Genomic DNA, 19,544 nt, shown 5'->3' with positions numbered 1-19,544 from the left:
GTTCAACACCCTTCGGATCATGCGCCCGGATGGTTAACGGATTGCTTAACCACCCGGTCTGCCGTCGTTCATGCAGTCGAACACAATTGATTCCGCAATGCAACAAAGGTTGCGACGAATTGTGACGGGACGATGCAATCGGCCGGTTGCGGCACGCTTGCATAAGCGGGTGGTGCCGGTAAGCCGGGGGGATTGCGTATCCGGTACGGCGCGGTCGGCGTCGTGCCCCGATTGTCCGGAGTGTCCCGATGCTGCGTTTCCTGTTGCTGTCGCTGATGGCTGGCCTGGCCGCCTGTTCCGCCGGAACCGAAACGGCGGGAGGGCCGGAAACGGGGGACCGGATGGTGGCCACGGTACTGACCACGCCAGAGGCGCGGGACGTGCACAGCTATGCCCGGCCGGCCGAGGCGCGGGTGACTCATGTTGCGCTGGACCTCAATGCCGATTTCGACAAGCGCGTGCTGTCCGGCACGGCGCGGCTGGACATTCAGGCGGCAGAGGGCGCCAAGCAGATCGTGCTGGATACCCGCGACTTGACCATCGAAGCGGTGACCGACAGCGCGGCCAAGGCGTTGAACTGGAAACTGGGTGCGGCGGATGCCGTGCATGGCGCGCCGCTGACCGTCGATATCGGCGATGCGCGCCAAGTGACCATCCGCTATGCCACCAGCCCCGATGCCGCCGCGCTGCAATGGCTGACCCCGGCACAGACGGCGGGCAAGCAGCACCCATTCCTGTTCAGCCAGGGGCAGGCGATCCTTAACCGCAGCTGGATTCCGACGCAGGACAGCCCCGGCATCCGCCAGACATGGGAAGCGCGGGTCACCGTGCCCGAACCGCTGGTCGCGTTGATGAGCGCGGACGGCAATGTCGCCGCCGATGCCATGGCCAAGGGCGAAGGCGCGGGCGAGGGACGCCGCGCGTTCAGTTTCGTGATGGACAAGCCCGTTGCCCCCTATCTGATCGCGATTGCGGTGGGCGATATCGGGTTCCAGTCGACCGGCCCGCGCACCGGCGTGTTCGCCGAACCGGCAACGCTGAAGGCATCGGCGGCCGAGTTTGCCGATCTGGAAAAATTCGTGGATGCCGCCGAATCGCTGTACGGTCCCTATCGCTGGGGCCGGTACGACGTGATTGTCCTGCCGCCCAGTTTTCCATTCGGGGGCATGGAAAACCCGCTGCTGACCTTTGCCACGCCGACGGTGATCGCGGGTGACAAGTCGCTGGTCAGCCTGATCGCGCACGAACTGGCGCATAGCTGGTCGGGCAATCTGGTGACCAATGCGACCTGGGACGATTTCTGGTTGAACGAAGGCTTCACCAGCTATTTCGAGAACCGGATCATGGAGGCGCTGTACGGCAAGCGGCGCGCGGACATGGAGGCGGATCTGGCCTGGACCGCAATGCAGGACGCGCTGAAGGAAGCGGGCGGCAATGGCCCCGACACGCAGCTGCACCTCAACCTGACCGCCGACCGCGATCCGGACGAGGGAATGACGCAGGTCGCCTATGACAAGGGCGCGACGTTCCTGCGCACGCTGGAACAGGCGGTCGGGCGGGAGACATGGGACACCTATCTGCGCGGCTATTTCGACCGGCACGCCTTTCAGCCGCAGACGAGCAAGGGGTTCCTGGCGGACCTGCGCGAGCATCTGATCAAGGGGGACAAGGCGCTGGAGGACAAGCTGCAGCTGGACCGGTGGGTCTATCAGCCTGGCCTGCCCGACAATGCGGTGCGGGTTGCATCCGACGCCTTTCCGGCGGTGGACAAGGCGGCGCTTGCCTTTGCCAACGGACTGCCGGTGGACGGGGCGGTGGCTCAGGCGACGACGTGGGAAAAGGTGCGCTTCCTCGATTCGCTGCCGCGTACGCTGTCGCGCGAACGGCTGGACACGCTGGACCGCGCGCTCGGCCTGTCGGCCAGCGGCAACAGCGAGGTGCGCTTTGCCTGGCTGAAGCTGGCCATCGCCAACCGCTATGATCCCGCCGTGCCGTCGATCGAACAGTTCCTGACCAGCCAGGGGCGGCGCAAGTTCGTCCTGCCGCTGTTCACCGCGCTGATGGCGGAGGGCGAATGGGGACAACCGGTGGCGCGGCGCATCTATGCCAAGGCGCGACCCGGCTATCATTCGGTGACCAGCGGCAGCGTGGACGGGGTGGTAAAGGGCTGATTCGCCGGATCGGACGCCGCCCGCGCGGCGGCGTTCATCCACGGTTCAACCGGTCATCGCCGCCAAAACACCGTTCGTCGGAAATGGTTCCGCATTACGGATCGCCCCTATTCCCTTTGCCGGCGGGGGATGCTTCCTAGGCTTCACAAACCGGGGGTTCGCAAGGGGTCTTCCATGAAACTGGGTGCTGCAACAGCGCGTTTCGCGCTGCTGGTAAGCTGTTGCCTGATGATGGCGACGCCCGCGCAGGCGCGGTTCTGGCAATGCGTCACCTTTGCCCGCGAAGTTTCCTCGGTTCAGCTGTTCGGCAATGCGCATACCTGGTGGGCTCAGGCCGCCGGTACTTACGAGCGCGGCCATCGCCCGGCGGTCGGCGCGGTGATGTCGTTCAAGTCGCATGGCAAGATGCGGCTGGGCCATGTCGCCATGGTTTCCCGCGTTGTGAGCGATCGCGAAGTCTTGTTGACCCATGCCAACTGGTCGCGGCGCGGCGGCGTCGAGCGTGACGTGCGCGCGGTCGATGTGTCGGCGGCGGGCGACTGGAGCGAGGTGAAGGTGTGGTTCGGCCCGATCGGCGGCCTGGGCACCAGCAGCTATCCGGTCAACGGCTTCATCTATCCCAAGGGGATGAGCGAGGCAGACGCCATCGCGCCGGTGACGGTCGCCGGCAATGGCGGCCGCGACACCATCGTCGCCGTCAACGACTGAACGGCTGCGGTCAGGCGGCCTTTCCGGGGGCAAAGGTCAGCGACAGGCCGTTGATGCAGTGCCGCTTGCCCGTCGGTTTCGGGCCGTCGTCAAAGATATGGCCCAGATGCCCGCCACAGCGGCGGCAATGCACCTCTGTCCGGATCATGCCATAGCTGACATCGCGTTCGGTGCCGACCGCGTTGGGCAGCGCCTGCCAGAAGCTGGGCCAGCCGGTGCCGCTGTCGAATTTCGTGCGGGACGAATAGAGCGGCAGCTTGCACCCGGCACAGGCAAAGGTGCCGGCGCGCTTTTCATTGTTCAGCGGGCTGGTGAAAGGGCGTTCGGTGCCCTGTTCGCGCAGGATTCGGAACCGGTCGGAGCCGAGCCGTTTTTTCCATTCGGCATCGCTCAGCTGAACCTCGAACTTGCCGCGGGCTGCGGCGCTTTCGCCGGTCGAACACCCGATGGTCATCGCAACGCCGCCCATGGCGGCACTGGTCAGGAACTGGCGGCGGCTGGTCATGCGGGCGATCCTTGCTGCGAGAACATGGATATAGGTTCGGTCCGGCCGGTCAAAAGGTTGCGCGCGGTGTGCGATCAGTACCGGGTGAGTTCGACGGGCAGCGAGCGATAGCCATGGACGAAACAGGCCGCGACGCGCACCGGATCGCCGGTGACGTTCACGCGCAGGCGACGGCGCGCCATTTCCTCCATCAGCACGCTGATCTGAAGTTCCGCCAGCCGCGCCCCGACACAGCGATGGATGCCCCAGCCGAACGACAGGTGGCGCCGGGCATTGGCGCGATCGACGCGGATCGCATCGGCGTCCGGGCCGAACACGGATTGGTCCCGGTTGGCCGAGATATACCATAGCGCCAGCTTGTCGCCCGCGCGGATCGCCTGGCCCATCAGTTCGGTATCCTGCGTCGCGGTGCGGCGCATATGGGCGAGCGGCGTCTGCCACCGGATGATTTCCTGGGTCGCATTGGGGATCAGCGCGGGATCGCGTTCCAGCTTTTCCCGTTCGGCCGGAAACTGGCTGAGGCCAAGGGCATAGGCGGACATGGAATTGCGCGTGGTATCGTTGCCGCCGACGATCAGCAGCATCAGATTGCCCAGAAATTCATACTGATCCATGTGGCTCATCGCGTCAGAATGGATCATCATGCTGATCAGGTCAGGCGTTGGTTCCTTGCCGACTTTCGACTGCCAGAGCTGCTGGAAATAGGCGCCGCATTCGAACATGTGGGCCAGCCGCTGCTGTTTCAGCTCCGCATTCTTGACCAGTTCGATATCGCCCGCCCAGTCGGACCAGAAGGTCAGTTTCCGCCGGTCCTCCCACGGGAAATCGAACAGGATCGCCAGCATCTGTGTCGACAATTCGATCGACACCCGGTCCACCCAGTCGAAGCCGGTGCCGATGGGCAGGCTGTCGAGCAGTTCGGCGGTGCGGCGGCGGACATCGACGCCCATTCGGGTCATTTCGGACGGGGTAAAGGCGGGCGCGACGGTGCGCCGCTGATCGGTGTGCCTGGGCCGGTCCATCGCAATGAACATGGGCAGGCGGATGTCGGTTTCGGGATCGAGATCGGCGACCACGATCCCTTCTGCCGAGGAATAGAGGTCGGGCAGCGATTCGACCTCGACAATCCCCTGATAGCTGCTGACCGACCAATAGGCGCCGAAGTCCGACCGCTCGCAGCGATAGACCGGCGCCTCGGCCCGCAGCCGGGCAAAGGGCGCGTGCCACGTGTCGTCGCGATAGAGCGCGGCGCGGCTGACATCCAGCGGATCGGGTTCCGCCATTTCGGGCACATCCGCCAAGGTCGCCATCCTGCCTCTCCCTCTTTTGCGGGAAGGAGACCGCTAATTGACACGAATGTCAATTAGGCGGCGGCAGACCCCTTGCGGAACAGGCGAAGCTTTGGGCCGGATGACTGAAGCACGCCGCGCCGGAACAGACGCGCGCCAAGCCCGATGCAGATGCTGACCCACAACAGCTGCCAGGCGATGGCGGCAAGGTGCGGCCAGATGGCGGGATCGTTCGCCGCCCGCGCGATCATGGCGAAGGGCGAGCTGAACGGAAACACCTCCGCAATCTTGGCCACCATGCTGTCGGGCGCGCCTGCGGCACTGGCGGACAGGCCGAACATCCCCACCTGAACCACGGTGATGGGCAGCGACAGCATCTGCAATTCGCGCTGCGTGCTGGCGAGCGCGCCGACACCGAGAAACACTGATCCCAGCAGCAAATAGGCGAGCAGGAAATAGACGAGGAACAGCAGCGCATAGAGCGGCAGGCCGACCGCCGGGCGGATATCGCCAAGCGCACTGGCGGCCTCTGGCGGCAGCGCACCCGTCGGGATCAGCAGGCCAAAGCCGCCCGCAATCGTGCCCCAAAACCCGATGAACAGGACAGCGACGCCCAGCATCCCGATCAGCTTGCCCAGGAACACGCTTTCCAGCGGCACGGCGGCGGCCAGCACCTCGATCACCTTGTTCGACCGTTCTTCCGCCATGGTGCCGACCGCCTGGCCCGCCAGCATCAGCGAGAGCAGGAACAGGCCGAACACACCAAGAAAGGCAGCAGCGTTGCGGCCGCCGATCGATCCGGATTTGGGGGCGATGCGTTCGAACCGGGGCTTGCTGACCGGACCTTCGATCCCGGCGCGCCGGTCCCTGAGGGTGCGTTCCGCAAGATAGCCGAGATACCGCGACGTGGACGAAGTGGCGTTGCGGTGAATGATCTGAGGCGCGGCAAGCGAGCCATACAGGACGGCGGGCACGTCCCGATCCGATTGCAGCAACAGGCCGCGGGCCTGGGCGACGGCGTCCGCCTCCGGTCGCACCAGGATCAGCAACGGCACCTGATCCTTGCGCTGGAACAGGACGCGCGCGTCCTTGTCCGCCTGTTCAATCGCGGCGGAATCAGCGTCGTTCAGGATGGCATAGATGCGCTGCTTTTCCTCCGCGCCCTTGCCGACCGTGGCTGCGCCAAGACCGCCGATCGCACCGAAGCCAAGCATGAACAAAGGCGCGAGCAGAAACAGGAGGAACGTCGGCGTTGCGACGGTCGCCACGAAATCGCGGCGGGCAACGGTCAGCGCATCGCGCATCAGGCGGGAAAGGCCGTTCATGCCCCCTGCTCCTCGGTTACGGGTTCTTCGGGCGCGGTTTCGGCAATGCCCTCCATCGCCTGAGCACCGACGATCCGCACGAACGCCTCGTGCAGGGTCGGCCGTTCGATGGCCAGACCGGAAATGCCATGCCCTTCGGCCAGCAGGCGGGTGAGGATCGGTTCGATCCCGTCATCGGGCAGGGTAAAGCGCCAGCCGCCATCGGCGCGCGCGGCATCGGGCGGCAACAGCGCGGCGATGCCGGCAATTTCGGTGCGCGGTTCGTAAAAGGCGCGATAGGGCAGGGTGGCACGGGCATCGGCCACCGTCCCTTCGAACTTGCGTTCGCCGCCCGCGATGATCGCCAGCCGGTCGCACAGCCGTTCGGCATGGGCCATGACGTGCGTGGAAAACAGGACGGTCGCCCCGCGATCCCGCTCGGCCAGGATCAGCCGTTCCAGCCGTTCCTGATTGACCGGGTCGAGGCCGGAAAACGGTTCGTCCAGCACGATGAAGTCGGGCCGGTGGACGACGGAGCCGAGCAGCTGGACAAGCTGAGCCATCCCCTTGGACAGCTTGCGGATCTTTTGCCCGACGGCATGGCCAAGCCCGGCGCCCTCCATCATTTCGGCTGCGCGTGCCCGGCCCGTTTTCCAGTCCAGCCCGCGCAATGCGCCCATGAAGGCAATCGCCTCCCGCGCGGTCATGCCGGGGTAAAGGCCGCGTTCTTCGGGCAGATAGCCGACCTGATCGCTGGCCTGTCGCGGGGCGGCATGGCCCAGCAGCGTACGATGCCCCTCATCCGGTTCAATAATGCCCAGGAGCATCCGCAGCGTCGTCGTCTTGCCCGCGCCATTGGGGCCGAGCACGCCATAGATGCTGCCGGTCGGCACGGCGAGGTCGATGCCCTTTACCACCCGGCGGTTGCCGAAATATTTGACCAGGCCGTGAGCCTCAAGAGCGTAGGTGCTAGGGGTCACAATCTCTCCGTCCGGCGGGGGTGCTCGCAATTTTCTGCCCCTGTGCTAGCGCGGGGTGATGCAGCCGCACAAGGCACTTGAGGACCGTATCCGGGAAAAGGCCGCCGAGCTTGGTTTCGTGGCGTGCGGAATCGCGCGCGCGGATGCCGCGCCGCAGGCGGGCGAGCGGCTGCGCCAGTGGCTGGCCGAGGGGCGGCACGGCACGATGATCTGGATGGAGGAGCGCGCGGCGCAGCGGGCCAGCCCGCGCGGATTGTGGCTGGAAGTGCGTTCGGTGATCGCGCTGGGCATGAGCTATGCGCCCGAAGCCGACCCGCTGGCGATGGCGGATCGCGCCGATATCGGCCGGATCAGCGTCTATGCGCAGGGCAAGGATTATCATGATGTGGTCAAGCGCGCGCTGAAGGCGCTGGGCCGGTGGCTGGCTGCGGAGGCAGGCTGCGACCTGAAAGTGTTCGTCGATACAGCGCCGGTCATGGAAAAGCCGCTGGCCGAGGCGGCGGGGCTGGGCTGGCAGGGAAAGCACAGCAATCTGGTCAGCCGCGACCATGGCAGCTGGCTGTTCCTGGGCGCGATCTATACCACGCTCGACCTTGTCCCCGATGCGCCGGGGCGGGACCGGTGCGGGTCATGCGATGCGTGCCAGCGCGCCTGCCCCACCGATGCGTTTCCCGCGCCCTATACCGTCGATGCGCGGCGCTGCGTCAGTTACCTGACCATCGAGCACAAGGGGCCGATTCCGGAGGATCTGCGGGCGGGCATGGGCAACCGCATCTATGGCTGTGACGATTGCCTGGCGGTGTGTCCGTGGAACAAGTTTGCCGATGCCGCCCGCGCCAACATCGCCTTTGCCGCGCGCGAGGGGATGGCAGCGCCGGGTCTGGCCGAGCTGCTGGCGCTGGACGATGCGGGGTTTCGCGCGCGCTTTGCCGGCAGCCCGATCAAGCGGATCGGGCGGAACCGGATGGTGCGCAACTGCCTGATCGCGGCGGGCAATGGCGGCGATGCGGCGTTGCGGCCACAGGTGGCCGGCCTGACCGGCGACCCCGATCCGGTGGTGGCAGAGGCCGCCCGCTGGGCGCTGGCGCGGCTGGGCTGAGCGGTTATTTCCCCCCGCTGCGCCGGGTAAGGGCGGCGACGCAGCTTGCCTGATCGATCGGCGCGCCGGTGCGCTGGCGTGTGTCGACATGGGTGACGACCGGGGCGGCGCCATCGCGCGGGGCATAAAGATAGGCGTCGAGCACGCAGATCGGGCTGGCGAATTGGAGCTTGCGCCCGGCACCCTCCGTCATTTCGGCATCCGGCCGGCCCAGCACGGCGAGCAGCGCGCGCTCCTCCGCCCCGATCACCTGCGTCATGCCGGGCGCAACGATGCGGGGTGGCACAGGGCGCACGGGTGCCGTGCTGACGGTTGCCGGGCGGGGGGCGGTCGCCCCGCCACAGGCGGCAAGGGCAAGCGCCGCCGGCAACAGGGGGACGAGACGCGAAACAGGGGTCATTGGTTTTCCCTCATGTGAAACAGGTGCGTGGCCATGGCCGCGCCCAGGATCGGGCCGAACAGTCCGGCAATGGGGACGATCAGGATCGCGGTGCCGATCGCGCCCAGCACCATGCGCGATCCGCGGGTGCGCCGCCGCCAGTCGCGCATCGCGGCATCGTCCATGTGCCGGGCGGCAACCATGTCGCCCAGGTCGCGGCCGAGCAGCCAGGCATTGGCGACAAAGAACAGCGCCGCCGTGCCGACGCCGGTGAAGAGCAGGAACAGATAGGGTGGGACCAGCAACAGGTTGACCGCCACCGCCCGCCCGGCCGATCCAAGCGCCATGCGCAGCGACCGGGCCAGCGGCACCGGCACCGCGCGGTCGCGCCGGGCGGGGTAATGCCGCGCTTCCACCGCCTCTACCACCCCGTCCGCGAACAGGCCGATGACGGCAATGGCGACCGCGCGGAACAACAGCCATGCGCCGAGTATCGAAAGCAGGGCGGCGGCCACTGCACCCAGCGTGCCCCAGCGTTCGTCGAGCGCGAGCCCGTCGACCAGCACCGCCTGCGTGCCCCAGACAAGGCCAGCCCCGATCAGGGCGAGCACGACCAGCGTGACCGCCAGCGACCCCAGAAACAGCTTCAGGATCGGCCGGTCGCCAAGCTGGGCCAGGGACAGGGCAAGGGCGCGGAACATGGGACAGGGGATTGGCCCCGCGCACGCACGCCGTCAACGCGGTTGCGCCGGACGGGCGGCAAGGATAGGCGCGCGGACAACGCCTTTTTCCTGATTACGGAGCCCAACTTGAGCGAACCCCGTTTCCATATCGTCGCCATCGGCAACGCCATCGTCGACATCCTGGCCCAGGCCGATGATGCGTTCATCGTCGAACAGGGCATGACCAAGGGGTCGATGCAGCTGATCTTTTCCCCAGAAGAGGCCGATGCGCTGTACGACAAGATGGGCCCGGGGCGCGAGGTTTCCGGCGGATCGGCGGCCAACACCATCGCGGCGATGGCGGCACTGGGCGATTCGTGCGCGTTCATCGGCCAGGTGGCGGACGACCAGCTGGGCAAGGTGTTTGCCCATGACATCCGGTCGGTCGGCATCCATTACGACACGCCCGTGCGCCCCGGCGAGCCGAGCACGGCGCGCTGCCTGATCTTTGTGACGCCCGATGGCCAGCGCACGATGAACACGTTCCTTGGCGCGTCGCAGTTCCTGCCCGAGGCGGCGCTGGACCGCGCGGTCATCGCCGATTCCGCGATCCTGTATCTCGAAGGCTATCTGTGGGATCCCGAAGAGCCGCGCGCTGCGATGCGGGCCGCCATCGATGTCGCGCGGGGGGCGGGGCGAAAGGTCGCGTTCACCCTGTCCGACGTGTTCTGCATCAGCCGCCATGGCGAGGATTTCCGCACCTTGTTGAGCGAGGGGATGGTCGACATCCTGTTCGCCAACGAAAACGAGCTGCTGGCGCTGGCACAGACCGAGGATTTCGATGCGGCGGTGGCCAAGGTTTCGGCAGAGGTCGAAACGCTGGTCGTCACGCGCAGCGAAAAGGGCGCGATCGCGGTGTCGGGCGGGGCCAAGGTCGCCGTGCCGGCCGAGCCGATTGAGCGGGTGGTCGACACCACCGGCGCGGGCGACCTGTTCGCTGCGGGCTTCCTGCATGGTCAGGCACAGGGCCTGGGCCTGGATGCCTCGCTGCGCCTTGGCGCAATCTGCGCGGCGGAGATCATCAGCCATTATGGCGCGCGGCCCGAGGCGGACCTGAAGGCGCTGGTGGCGAACAAGCTGGGCTGAACCACCGCTTCGCCGGACAACGAAAAAGGGGCCGGAGGATCGTTCCTCCGGCCCCTTTTCTATGGGTCAGCCGACGCCGGTCAGGTGCCCGGCGTATGCGGGATATCGATATCCGCCTCATGCACTTCCACCCGGCCCTGACCCAGATGGCTGGCGCCCTTGCTATAGGCGAAATAGATCAGCATCCCCAGCGCGCCCCAGATCGGCAGGACGAGCATGGCGTCGATCGGCAGGTTGAAGAACAGGAACACGCAGCCAGCGATGGTGAGCGGGCCGAGCAGCCAGAGCGCCGGCGTCCTGAACTTGCGTTCGCGGGTCGGCTCCATCCGGCGCAGCATCATCACGGCAATCGCCACCATCATGAAGGCATACAGCGTGCCGGCATTGGCGATGTCCGCCAGCTTGCCGACGGGCAGGAATGCCGCCGCAAAGGCGACCGCGCCGCCGGTCATCGCAGTGACGACATAGGGCGTCTTCCACTTCGGATGCACCTTGGACAGCTTTTCGGGCAGCAGACCGTCACGGCTCATCACGAAGAAGATGCGGGTCTGGCCGAACATCAGGATCAGGATGACCGAGGGCAGCGCCAGGAAGGCGGCCACGCCAAGCGCATTGCCCACGCCGGACCAGCCGATCTGACGCAGCACATGGGCCAGCGCTTCGTCCGAGCAGACCAGCGGCAGGGCATCGGCGGCGTAGGTGGCGCACTGGCGCGCCAGTTCCTCCGACCCGGCGGGGAAGGGGATGCCATTCGGCCCCATGATCGGCTGGCCACCGATGGTGCCGATGGCACCGGCCGCGACCAGGATGTAAAAGACGGTGCAGAACAACAGCGAGCCAACCAGGCCGATCGGCACATTGCGCTGAGGGTTCTTGGTCTCTTCAGCCGCGGTCGATACCGCGTCGAACCCGACATAGGCAAAGAAGATGGTGGCTGCCGCCCCCACTGCGCCGATGCCCGAGCCGAAACCGCCAAACACCCCGGCGGGCAGGAACGGATTGAAGCGTGCCGGATCAAACTGATCGCTGGGCAGGGTCAGGAAGATGAACGCCGTCAGCGCCGTCACCTTGATCGCAACCAGGATCGCGTTGACGAACGCGCTTTCGCTGGTGCCGATGATCAGCAGCCAGGTCATCACAAGGGCGATGAACACGGCGGGCAGATTGATGAGGCCGCCCTCGATCCCGCCCATGCTGAGCGGTGCCCCGGCAAGAAACGTTGGTAGCTGTATCCCCAGAAACTCGTTCAGGATCGTGCCTGTGAAATAGCCGGACCACCCCACCGACACGGCGCTGGCCGCGACCGCATATTCAAGGATCAGCGCCCATCCGACCGTCCAGGCCAGCATCTCGCCCATGGTGGAATAGGTGTAGGTATAGGCGGATCCGGCGACGGGGATCATGGCCGCGATTTCGGCATAGCAGAGCGCGGCGATGATGCAGATCGCGCCGGCGATGGCAAAGGCCAGCATCAGGCCCGGTCCGGCCTTTTGCGCCCCGGCCGAGGTGAGCACGAAGATGCCGGTGCCGATCACGCAGCCAATGCCGAACAGGGTCAGCTGGAACCAGCCAAGCGTGGGTTCCAGCGATTTCGCCTTTGCAGTCGCCAGGATGGCGTCCAATGGCTTGACGCGCGCAAATTTCATTCAGTTACTTCCCCAGGGTAGCGGCCGGATATTCCCGTACCGCGAAATGATGATTGCCGCGGAGCCTAGCCGCAAACCCGCCCCGTGCAATCCCCAATCGCGCGGTTCAGCGCAGCAGCATCGGGCCCAGCGGCGTGCCGCCGAACAGGTGGACGTGGAGATGGGGCACTTCCTGCCCACCATGGCCGCCGACATTGGCCAGCAGGCGATAGCCCGGTTCGACCAGGCCCAGTTGCCGGGCAACGATGCCCACCGCCCGGATGAAGCCCGCAATCTCCGCTTCGCTGCCCCGCGCGCTGAAATCGTCCCAGCTGACATAGGCGCCGCGCGGGATGACCAGGACGTGGACCGGCGCCTGCGGTGCGATATCGTGGAACGCGACGGCCCAGTCATCCTCATACACCCGGTTCGACGGGATTTCGCCGAGCAGGATGCGGGCAAAGATGTTGGTGTCGTCATAGGGCAGGGTGGCATCGATCGGCATGGTGCTACTCCGTCCGGGCGGCTTTTTCGGCGAGGCCCGACACGCCCTCCCGCAGGGCGAGTTCGGCGCGGACATCGGCCAGGGTCACGCCGCTTTCGGCCAGAAGGACGATGAGGTGGAACACCAGGTCCGCCGCCTCTGCGGTCAGTGCCGCCCGGTCGCCGTCCAGCGCGGCGATGACGGTTTCCACCGCCTCTTCGCCCAGTTTCTGCGCGATCTTTGCCCGCCCCTTGCTGTGCAGGCGCGCGACGTAGGAGGTGTCGGGATCAGCACCCAGCCGGGCGCGGATGGTCAGTTCCAGGGCGTCGAGCGGATCAGCGGTCATGCCCCCGGCATTGTCGGCACGGGCCGGTGTGTCAATCCTTTCGCCGCGCGAACCGGCTGCGCAGCGCCCGCCGCGCGATCAGGATGCCCACGGCCACGACCCCGAACATCACGGCATCGGCCAGTTCGAACCCGTCGCGCACCACCACGCCCGAATGGGCGCGGGCGGCGATCAGCAGCGGGAACAGGGGCAGGATCAGCCAGCGCGTCATGGCAGGGAAGGTAATGCGGTGCCCGCAACAAAGCGTTAATTGCCGCCCCGCCGGCGGGCAAGCCGTCGTCCGGCAGCGAGGCCGACCACGCCAAGCGCGAACAGGACAAGCAGCTCCGGTTCCGGAATGGCAATGGCCGGCCGTCCCCCGCCCGTGGCCGGGCGCGCCGGTTCAGCGGCGATGCCGGTACCCGCAAGCCCGATCAGCAGGGCGGCGGTGGCAAGGGGAGCGAGCAATCGGACGGACATGGCCTCTTTTCGACATGGGGAAACTGTTGGTCCGACCAGACAAGCAAGGCGCGCGCCGCGATCGCGATTCAGCGGGAAAGCGGCCCGATCATGCTTAACCCGCGCGGGGCGCGCATGGTTAATGTCAAATCAACCGACTCCGATCGGCGTGCGGGCCGGGATCCCGGCATTGCGCAGGGCGGCATGGGCATCGGCGATCGTCGCTTCGCCAAAATGAAAGATGCTGGCGGCCAGCACGGCGCTGGCATGGCCATCCCGGATGCCGGCGACCAGATCGTCCAGCCCGCCCACGCCGCCCGACGCGACCACGGGGACGGTGACGGCATCGGCGATGGCGCGGATCAGGGGCAGGTCATAGCCGCTGCGCGTCCCGTCCCGGTCCATCGAGGTGACGAGCAGTTCGCCCGCGCCCAGCCGGACGAGGTTCAGCGCATGGTCCATCGCGTCGATGCCGGTTGCCCGCCGTCCGCCATGGGTAAAGATTTCCCAGCGGTCGCCGGATCGGCGCGCGTCGATGCTGGCGACCACGCACTGGCTGCCGAATCGGTCGGCGATATCGGCGACGATTTCGGGCCGGGCGACGGCTGCGCTGTTGACCGCCACCTTGTCCGCCCCGGCCAGCAGCAGCGCGCGCGCATCGTCCGCCGACCGGACGCCGCCACCCACCGTGACGGGCATGAAGCAGACCTCTGCCGTGCGGCGCACGACGTCGATGATGGTACCGCGCGCCTCGTGGCTGGCGGTGATATCAAGGAAGCACAGCTCGTCCGCGCCGCCCGCATCATAGACGCGCGCCTGTTCCACCGGATCGCCCGCATCGCGCAGGTCGACGAAATTGACGCCCTTGACCACCCGGCCATTGGCAACGTCGAGACAGGGGATGACGCGGGCGCGGACGGTCATCCGCGTGCGACCCGGATTGCCTCGGCCAGGTCCAGGCGGCCGTCATAGAGCGCGCGGCCGGTGATCACGCCCTCGATCCCCTCGGCGACATGGGGTTTCAGGGCGTGGATATCCTCGATCCCCGCGACCCCGCCCGATGCGATGACCGGGATGCTGACCGCGCGGGCCAGCGCCGCCGTCGCATGGACATTGCACCCCTTGAGCAGGCCGTCGCGGCCGACATCGGTGAACAGCAGGGCAGCGACGCCCGCATCCTCGAACCGGCGGGCAAGGTCGGTGACGCTGACGTCCGACACATCGGCCCAGCCATGGGTGGCGACCATGCCGTCGCGGGCATCGACGCCCACCACCACCCGGCCGGGATGAGCGCGGGCGGCGGTGCGAACGAGGTCGGGATCGGTCAGCGCAGCGGTGCCGATGACGATGCGCTGGACGCCAAGGCCGATCCAGCGTTCGACCGATTCCATGGAGCGGATGCCGCCGCCCAGCTGAACCTTGCCCGGAAAGGCGGCGATGACCGACGCCACCGCCTCGCCATTGACCGACCGTCCGGCAAAGGCGCCGTCCAGATCAACCATGTGCAGCCAGTCCGCGCCCGCATCGGCGAACAGCAGCGCCTGCGCGGCGGGATCGTCGCCATAGACGGTGGCACGGGCCATGTCGCCTTCGGCCAGGCGCACCACCTGTCCACCCTTAAGGTCAATGGCGGGAAAGACGGTCAGGGACGCCATTCAAGGAACCTTTCAATGAGGGCGATGCCGTAACGCTGGCTTTTTTCCGGGTGGAACTGGACGCCGATCAGGTTGTCGCGCCCGATCGCGGCGGTCACCGGCCCGCCATGATCGGTGGCGGCCAGCACATCATCGCCGGAAAAGGCAAAGCTGTGCAGGAAATACGCCTCGCCCGGCTGGATCAGCGGGTGGGGACGGGTGGGCACGACATCGTTCCACCCCATGTGCGGCACGCGCACCGCATCGCTGGCGGGCAGCGGCGCGACCTCGCCCGCGATCCAGCCAAGGCCCGGATGGGTGCCGAATTCCAGCCCCCGCGTCGCCATCAGCTGCATCCCCACGCACACGCCCAGAAACGGCGCGCCGCCCCGCAGCACGCGGGTTTCCAGCGCCTCGATCATGCCGGGCAGGGCGGCCAGCCCGTCCCAACAGGCGCGGAACGCGCCGACGCCGGGCAGGACGATGCGGTCGGCGCCCAGCACCGCATCGGCATCGGCAGTGACGATCACATCGCCCGCGCCAGCGGCCCGGAGCGCGTTGTGAACCGAATGAAGATTGCCCGCGCCGTAATCGATGAGCGCGACGCTCACGATTGCAGCGCCTCCAGCCCCGGGGCGACCAGGCTGGTCGTCATCTCGACAAATTGCGGGTCGGCAATGCCGCGGACCACATAGGGGTCACCCATCGCCCATGCCTGAACCTCGGCAAGCGTGCCGCGCGCGATCAGCACGCCGCCCGTCGGCGGGTTCTGACGCCCGGCGGCGAGGAGGCGGCCATCGGCCAGCGCCTGTTTCAGAAAATCGACATGATCCGGGCGGACGGCATCCACCTGATCCAGCGGCACCTTGTAGCTGAGCAAGACAAGGATCATCACAGCACCCCCTTGGTCGACGGGATCGCATCGGCCTTGCGCGGATCAATCTCGATCGCGCCGCGCAGGGCGCGGGCCAGTCCCTTGAACACGCTTTCGGCGATATGGTGGTTGTTCTGACCGTACAGCGTTTCGATGTGCAGCGTGACACCCGCCGTCTGGGCAAAGCTGTGGAAGAAATGTTCGAACATTTCGGTGTCCATTTCGCCCAGGCGCTTTTGCGTGAATTCTGTCTTGAACACGAGCCAGGGGCGGCCGGAAATGTCGATGGCGACGCGGCTCAGCGTTTCGTCCATCGGCGACAGGGCATCGGCGTACCGGCGGATGCCGCGCTTGTCGCCCAGCGCCTCTGCCACCGCCTGACCGATGGCCAGGGCGGTATCCTCGACCGTGTGATGCTGGTCGATATGCAGGTCGCCGACGGTGGTGACATCAAGGTCGATCAGCGAATGGCGCGACAGCTGTTCGAGCATATGGTCGAAAAAGCCGATGCCGGTGCTGATGCGATAGGCACCGGTGCCGTCCAGGTTGACGGTCACGTCGATGCTGGTCTCGCTCGTCTTGCGCTGAATGGTGGCGGTCCGCATGATGCGCCTCACATAGCGTGCTTCGCCGGTCATGCAATCTTGACCCCGCCGCCTGAGCCTTTAGCAACGGGCGCATGAGTGACAGCGTGGCCGACAGCCTGATTCCCTATGACGACATCGTGCAGGAGGCGCTGCGCGCGGTCGTCGGCCGGGTGTTGGGGCAGGTAGCCGATATGGGCGGCCTGCCGGGCGCGCACCATTTCTACATCACGTTCAAGACGCAGGCGCCGGGCGTGGACATTCCCGCGCGGCTGATCGAGCGGTTTCCCGACGAAATGACGATCGTGCTGCAGAACCGGTTTTGGGACCTGCGCGCCGATGACGAGCGGTTTTCGGTCGGGCTGAGCTTCAACCAGATCCCGTCGACGCTGATCATTCCGTTCAGCGCGATCACCGGGTTCCACGATCCCGCCGTCAATTTCGAGCTGCGGTTCCATGTCGCGGACGGACCGGAAGGGCCGGACCCGCATGACGCGGCGGAAAATGACGGCGAATCGGCCCAGCCGGTCGAGGACGGGTCCAACGTCGTCGCAGTGGATTTCAGCCGCAAGAAATGATCGTCGGTTGAGGTCGCGGCACCCTGAACCTGGTTCAGAGGCCATGCTGTGTGCTGGCAATGTCGGTTCGGGCGCGCCATGGATGCCGACACGTTCAGCATGACGGCAGGTGAAGCCATGACCCAGACCCGCACCGAAACCGACAGCATTGGCACAATCGAGGTGCCGGCCAGCGCCTATTGGGGTGCGCAGACGCAGCGGAGCATCGACAATTTCCCGTTCGGCGCGCGCGAGCGGATGCCGATCGAGATCGTCCATGCCCTTGCCATCGTCAAACAGGCGGCGGCGCGGGTGAACCGGGCGCACGGCCTGTCCGCCGAAATCGCCGACGCGATCGAAGTGGCGGCGGCCGAGGTGGCGTCCGGCGCGCTGGATGACCAGTTCCCGCTGGTCATCTGGCAGACGGGCAGCGGCACCCAGACCAACATGAACGTGAACGAGGTGATCGCCGGCCGGGCGAACGAGATGCTGGCCGGCAAGCGCGGCGGCAAGACGCCGGTACACCCGAACGATCATGTCAACATGAGCCAGTCGTCGAACGACAGCTTTCCGACCGCGCTGCACATCGCCGCCACGCTGATGGCGGAGCGCCGCCTGATGCCCGCTGCCGACCGACTGTTCGCCGCGCTGGATGCCAAGGCGCGGGCATGGGCGGGCATCGTCAAGATTGGGCGCACGCATTTGCAGGATGCGACGCCGGTGACGCTGGGCCAGGAATTTTCCGGCTATGCCAATCAGGTGTATCGCGCGCGCCGCCGGATCGAACCGGGCATCCAGCACGGGACCGGGCGGCTGGCGCAGGGCGGGACGGCGGTCGGCACCGGGATCAACGCACCGCGAGGCTTTGCGACCGAGGTCTGCCGGGCGATTGCCGATATTACCGGCTATCCCTTTACCACCGCCGAAAATGCGTTCGAGGCGCTGGCGTCCAACGATCCGCTGGTCCACCTGTCCGGCACGCTGAACACGCTGGCGACGGCGCTGACCAAGATCGCCAATGACATCCGCCTGCTGGGTTCCGGCCCGCGATCGGGGCTGGGCGAGCTGGACCTGCCTGCCAATGAGCCGGGCAGTTCGATCATGCCGGGCAAGGTCAACCCGACCCAGTGCGAGATGCTGACGATGGTGGCCGCGCAGGTGATGGGCAATCATGTCGCGATCACCGTCGGCGGGATGCAGGGGCATCTGGAGCTGAATGTGTTCAAGCCGATGATCGGTGCGGCGGTGCTGCGTTCCATCGACCTGCTGGCCACCGGCATGGAAAGTTTCGCCGAGCGGTGTGTCGAGGGGTTGCAGGCGAACGAGGCGCGGATCGCCGAACTGCGGGACCGCTCGCTGATGCTGGTAACGGCACTGGCCCCCGAAATCGGATATGATCATGCCGCAAAGATCGCCAAGCATGCGCACGAACAGGGTTTGACGCTGAAAGAGGCCGGGCTGGCGCTGGGGCTGGTGGACGAGGCGACGTTCGACCGGGTGGTGTGCCCCGAAACGATGGTGTGATCGCCGGTTCGATCGTCGGGAACCTGTGCCGCGGTCGTCGGTTTCTTCCCCGAACCATTGCGAGGGGAATTTTCCATGAGCCTCACCACCATATTGGGTGCCGCGATCGGCGGTGCCATTGACGGATCCGAAGGCGAAGACAGCGCCGTCGACGGCATGATCATCGGCGTTGTCGTCGCCCATACGCTGCGCATTGTCGTTCCGGTCGCGATTGTCGGCACGGTCGGCTGGCTGGCGTGGCGCAAGGCAAAGTCGGCCTATGCCGGCCTGACCACGCGCCGCACCGCGCCGGCGACGGAGGTGACGGCGTGATCGGGCGCGTCATCGGCGCGCTGGTCGGCCGCGAAATCGACCGCCGCGACGGCACCGGCGGCGCAAAGGGTGCCGCAATCGGATGGGTTGCGGCCACGGCGCTGCGCGGCATGGGACCCGCCGGCCTGGTGCTGGGCGGCGGATATGTCGCCAAGAAGATGTATGACCGGCACAAGGCGCGCAAACGCTGAACGCCGTTTTCCCGACCCCGTCGGGGCACTAGCCGCTTGACCATCGCCCCATGCCCGCGCCAGTAGCGGGCATGGCAGAGCGAACCGAACCCGATCCCCATGGCTTTCAACGGCGCGGGGTCCTTTTCGTGCTCTCCTCGCCTTCGGGCGCGGGGAAATCGACGATCGCCCGGCGGCTGCTGGCCGAAGAGGGCGAACACCTGCGCATGTCGGTGTCCGCGACCACGCGCCCGATCCGCAAGGGCGAGGTGGACGGCCGCGATTATCATTTCATCGATACCGACACGTTCAAGGCGATGGTCGCGCGGCACGAGTTCCTGGAATGGGCGCATGTGTTCGACCATCGGTACGGCACGCCGCGCGCGCTGATCGATCAGATGCTGGATGCGGGCAAGGATGTGCTGTTCGACATCGACTGGCAGGGCGCGCAGCAGCTGTTCCAGCTGAAGGGTGGCGACGTGGTACGCGTGTTCATCCTGCCCCCGTCGATGAAGGAACTGCGCCGCCGGCTGGAATCGCGCGGCACGGACACGCAGGAGGTGATCGACCGGCGCATGGACCGGGCGGACCGCGAGGCGAGCCATTGGGACAGCTATGACTATGTGCTGGTCAATGACGATGTCGATGCCTGTTTCCAGCAGGTGCGCACGATCCTGCACGCCGAGCGGCTGAAGCGGTCGCGCCAGCCGGGCCTGATCGGATTTATCCGCGAACTGGGTCGCGGCTGACCCC

General features: G+C 66.6%; 25 protein-coding genes. 9 read left to right on the top strand and 16 right to left on the bottom strand.

Going from position 1 to position 19,544, the window contains the following annotated elements:
* The first annotated feature begins 248 nt into the window (after window positions 1-248).
* Together ACNI3Q_RS04525 and ACNI3Q_RS04520 are read left to right on the top strand one after the other, a co-directional pair.
* Window positions 249-2,171, top strand: coding sequence for a M1 family metallopeptidase (locus ACNI3Q_RS04525; RefSeq protein ID WP_426274350.1), 1,923 nt, complete (start codon window positions 249-251; stop codon window positions 2,169-2,171).
* A 174-nt stretch (window positions 2,172-2,345) separates the two neighbouring features.
* The gene (locus ACNI3Q_RS04520) at window positions 2,346-2,879 is read left to right on the top strand and encodes a CHAP domain-containing protein (protein ID WP_426274348.1); all 534 of its coding nucleotides are present in this window, start codon (window positions 2,346-2,348) and stop codon (window positions 2,877-2,879) included.
* A gap of 10 nt (window positions 2,880-2,889) precedes the next feature.
* Here the strand turns inward: ACNI3Q_RS04520 and msrB are convergent, their stop codons facing one another.
* The 4 genes from msrB to ACNI3Q_RS04500 all read right to left on the bottom strand — a co-directional run bounded on the left by msrB (window position 2,890) and on the right by ACNI3Q_RS04500 (window position 6,957).
* Complete coding sequence (msrB, locus tag ACNI3Q_RS04515; RefSeq protein ID WP_426274346.1) at window positions 2,890-3,384, bottom strand: peptide-methionine (R)-S-oxide reductase MsrB; 495 nt, start codon at window positions 3,382-3,384, stop codon at window positions 2,890-2,892.
* Window positions 3,385-3,458: 74 nt separating this feature from the next.
* Window positions 3,459-4,694 (bottom strand): cytochrome P450, encoded by a 1,236-nt coding sequence (locus tag ACNI3Q_RS04510; protein WP_426274344.1) that lies wholly within the window; start codon window positions 4,692-4,694, stop codon window positions 3,459-3,461.
* A gap of 53 nt (window positions 4,695-4,747) precedes the next feature.
* Window positions 4,748-5,998: an ABC transporter permease gene (locus tag ACNI3Q_RS04505; protein WP_426274342.1), complete on the bottom strand. Its 1,251-nt coding sequence runs from the start codon at window positions 5,996-5,998 to the stop codon at window positions 4,748-4,750.
* Window positions 5,995-6,957: an ABC transporter ATP-binding protein gene (locus ACNI3Q_RS04500; protein ID WP_426274339.1), complete on the bottom strand. Its 963-nt coding sequence runs from the start codon at window positions 6,955-6,957 to the stop codon at window positions 5,995-5,997. The genes ACNI3Q_RS04505 and ACNI3Q_RS04500 overlap by 4 nt, the downstream gene beginning before the upstream one ends.
* A 58-nt stretch (window positions 6,958-7,015) precedes the next feature.
* Here ACNI3Q_RS04500 and queG point away from each other — a divergent pair, with 58 nt between their 5' ends.
* On the top strand, window positions 7,016-8,056 hold the full coding sequence (gene queG, locus ACNI3Q_RS04495) for a tRNA epoxyqueuosine(34) reductase QueG (protein WP_426274337.1): 1,041 nt from the start codon (window positions 7,016-7,018) through the stop codon (window positions 8,054-8,056).
* A 4-nt stretch (window positions 8,057-8,060) separates the two neighbouring features.
* Here queG and ACNI3Q_RS04490 read toward each other — a convergent pair whose 3' ends face one another.
* On the bottom strand, window positions 8,061-8,456 hold the full coding sequence (locus ACNI3Q_RS04490) for a hypothetical protein (protein ID WP_426274336.1): 396 nt from the start codon (window positions 8,454-8,456) through the stop codon (window positions 8,061-8,063).
* Window positions 8,453-9,136, bottom strand: a complete 684-nt coding sequence (locus tag ACNI3Q_RS04485; RefSeq protein WP_426274334.1) for an EI24 domain-containing protein — start codon at window positions 9,134-9,136, stop codon at window positions 8,453-8,455. The genes ACNI3Q_RS04490 and ACNI3Q_RS04485 overlap by 4 nt, the downstream gene beginning before the upstream one ends.
* Before the next feature lie 108 nt (window positions 9,137-9,244).
* On the opposite strand from ACNI3Q_RS04485, the gene ACNI3Q_RS04480 reads away from it, so the two are divergent.
* A complete protein-coding gene (locus tag ACNI3Q_RS04480) occupies window positions 9,245-10,243 on the top strand; it encodes an adenosine kinase (RefSeq protein ID WP_426274332.1) in 999 nt (332 codons plus the stop codon).
* Between the two features lie 80 nt (window positions 10,244-10,323).
* Here the strand turns inward: ACNI3Q_RS04480 and ACNI3Q_RS04475 are convergent, their stop codons facing one another.
* The 10 genes from ACNI3Q_RS04475 to hisB form a co-directional block, all read right to left on the bottom strand.
* The gene (locus ACNI3Q_RS04475) at window positions 10,324-11,889 is read right to left on the bottom strand and encodes an amino acid permease (protein WP_426274330.1); all 1,566 of its coding nucleotides are present in this window, start codon (window positions 11,887-11,889) and stop codon (window positions 10,324-10,326) included.
* Between the two features lie 106 nt (window positions 11,890-11,995).
* On the bottom strand, window positions 11,996-12,373 hold the full coding sequence (locus ACNI3Q_RS04470) for a histidine triad nucleotide-binding protein (protein ID WP_426274328.1): 378 nt from the start codon (window positions 12,371-12,373) through the stop codon (window positions 11,996-11,998).
* Between the two features lie 4 nt (window positions 12,374-12,377).
* Window positions 12,378-12,698 (bottom strand): phosphoribosyl-ATP diphosphatase, encoded by a 321-nt coding sequence (locus ACNI3Q_RS04465; RefSeq protein ID WP_426274326.1) that lies wholly within the window; start codon window positions 12,696-12,698, stop codon window positions 12,378-12,380.
* 31 nt (window positions 12,699-12,729) lie between these two features.
* The gene (locus tag ACNI3Q_RS04460) at window positions 12,730-12,909 is read right to left on the bottom strand and encodes a hypothetical protein (RefSeq protein WP_426274324.1); all 180 of its coding nucleotides are present in this window, start codon (window positions 12,907-12,909) and stop codon (window positions 12,730-12,732) included.
* Window positions 12,910-12,944: 35 nt separating this feature from the next.
* Complete coding sequence (locus tag ACNI3Q_RS04455; RefSeq protein ID WP_426274322.1) at window positions 12,945-13,157, bottom strand: hypothetical protein; 213 nt, start codon at window positions 13,155-13,157, stop codon at window positions 12,945-12,947.
* A gap of 129 nt (window positions 13,158-13,286) precedes the next feature.
* Window positions 13,287-14,060: an imidazole glycerol phosphate synthase subunit HisF gene (hisF, locus tag ACNI3Q_RS04450; protein WP_426274320.1), complete on the bottom strand. Its 774-nt coding sequence runs from the start codon at window positions 14,058-14,060 to the stop codon at window positions 13,287-13,289.
* Window positions 14,057-14,791, bottom strand: coding sequence for a 1-(5-phosphoribosyl)-5-[(5-phosphoribosylamino)methylideneamino]imidazole-4-carboxamide isomerase (gene hisA, locus ACNI3Q_RS04445; protein ID WP_426274318.1), 735 nt, complete (start codon window positions 14,789-14,791; stop codon window positions 14,057-14,059). The genes hisF and hisA overlap by 4 nt, the downstream gene beginning before the upstream one ends.
* Window positions 14,779-15,381 carry an imidazole glycerol phosphate synthase subunit HisH gene (gene hisH, locus ACNI3Q_RS04440; RefSeq protein WP_426274316.1) on the bottom strand — a complete coding sequence of 201 codons (603 nt, stop codon included), beginning with the start codon at window positions 15,379-15,381 and terminating at the stop codon, window positions 14,779-14,781. Before hisH ends, hisA begins: the two co-directional genes overlap by 13 nt.
* Complete coding sequence (locus tag ACNI3Q_RS04435) at window positions 15,378-15,662, bottom strand: YciI family protein (RefSeq protein WP_426274314.1); 285 nt, start codon at window positions 15,660-15,662, stop codon at window positions 15,378-15,380. Before ACNI3Q_RS04435 ends, hisH begins: the two co-directional genes overlap by 4 nt.
* The gene (gene hisB, locus ACNI3Q_RS04430; RefSeq protein ID WP_260021589.1) at window positions 15,662-16,249 is read right to left on the bottom strand and encodes an imidazoleglycerol-phosphate dehydratase HisB; all 588 of its coding nucleotides are present in this window, start codon (window positions 16,247-16,249) and stop codon (window positions 15,662-15,664) included. The genes ACNI3Q_RS04435 and hisB overlap by 1 nt, the downstream gene beginning before the upstream one ends.
* Window positions 16,250-16,323: 74 nt before the next feature.
* On the opposite strand from hisB, the gene ACNI3Q_RS04425 reads away from it, so the two are divergent.
* The 5 genes from ACNI3Q_RS04425 (at window position 16,324) to gmk (ending at window position 19,540) form a co-directional block, all read left to right on the top strand.
* Window positions 16,324-16,806, top strand: a complete 483-nt coding sequence (locus tag ACNI3Q_RS04425; RefSeq protein WP_426274312.1) for an SspB family protein — start codon at window positions 16,324-16,326, stop codon at window positions 16,804-16,806.
* 117 nt (window positions 16,807-16,923) lie between these two features.
* Window positions 16,924-18,309: a class II fumarate hydratase gene (fumC, locus tag ACNI3Q_RS04420; protein WP_426274310.1), complete on the top strand. Its 1,386-nt coding sequence runs from the start codon at window positions 16,924-16,926 to the stop codon at window positions 18,307-18,309.
* Between the two features lie 75 nt (window positions 18,310-18,384).
* Window positions 18,385-18,621, top strand: coding sequence for a hypothetical protein (locus tag ACNI3Q_RS04415; protein WP_426274308.1), 237 nt, complete (start codon window positions 18,385-18,387; stop codon window positions 18,619-18,621).
* Complete coding sequence (locus ACNI3Q_RS04410) at window positions 18,618-18,812, top strand: hypothetical protein (RefSeq protein WP_426274306.1); 195 nt, start codon at window positions 18,618-18,620, stop codon at window positions 18,810-18,812. Before ACNI3Q_RS04415 ends, ACNI3Q_RS04410 begins: the two co-directional genes overlap by 4 nt.
* Before the next feature lie 71 nt (window positions 18,813-18,883).
* The gene (gmk, locus tag ACNI3Q_RS04405) at window positions 18,884-19,540 is read left to right on the top strand and encodes a guanylate kinase (protein ID WP_426274304.1); all 657 of its coding nucleotides are present in this window, start codon (window positions 18,884-18,886) and stop codon (window positions 19,538-19,540) included.
* Window positions 19,541-19,544 lie beyond the last annotated feature (4 nt).

It is taken from the genome of Sphingomonas eleionomae (assembly GCF_049889035.1).
Classification (GTDB): domain Bacteria; phylum Pseudomonadota; class Alphaproteobacteria; order Sphingomonadales; family Sphingomonadaceae; genus Sphingomonas.
This window is presented reverse-complemented; position numbering and strand designations above follow the sequence as displayed.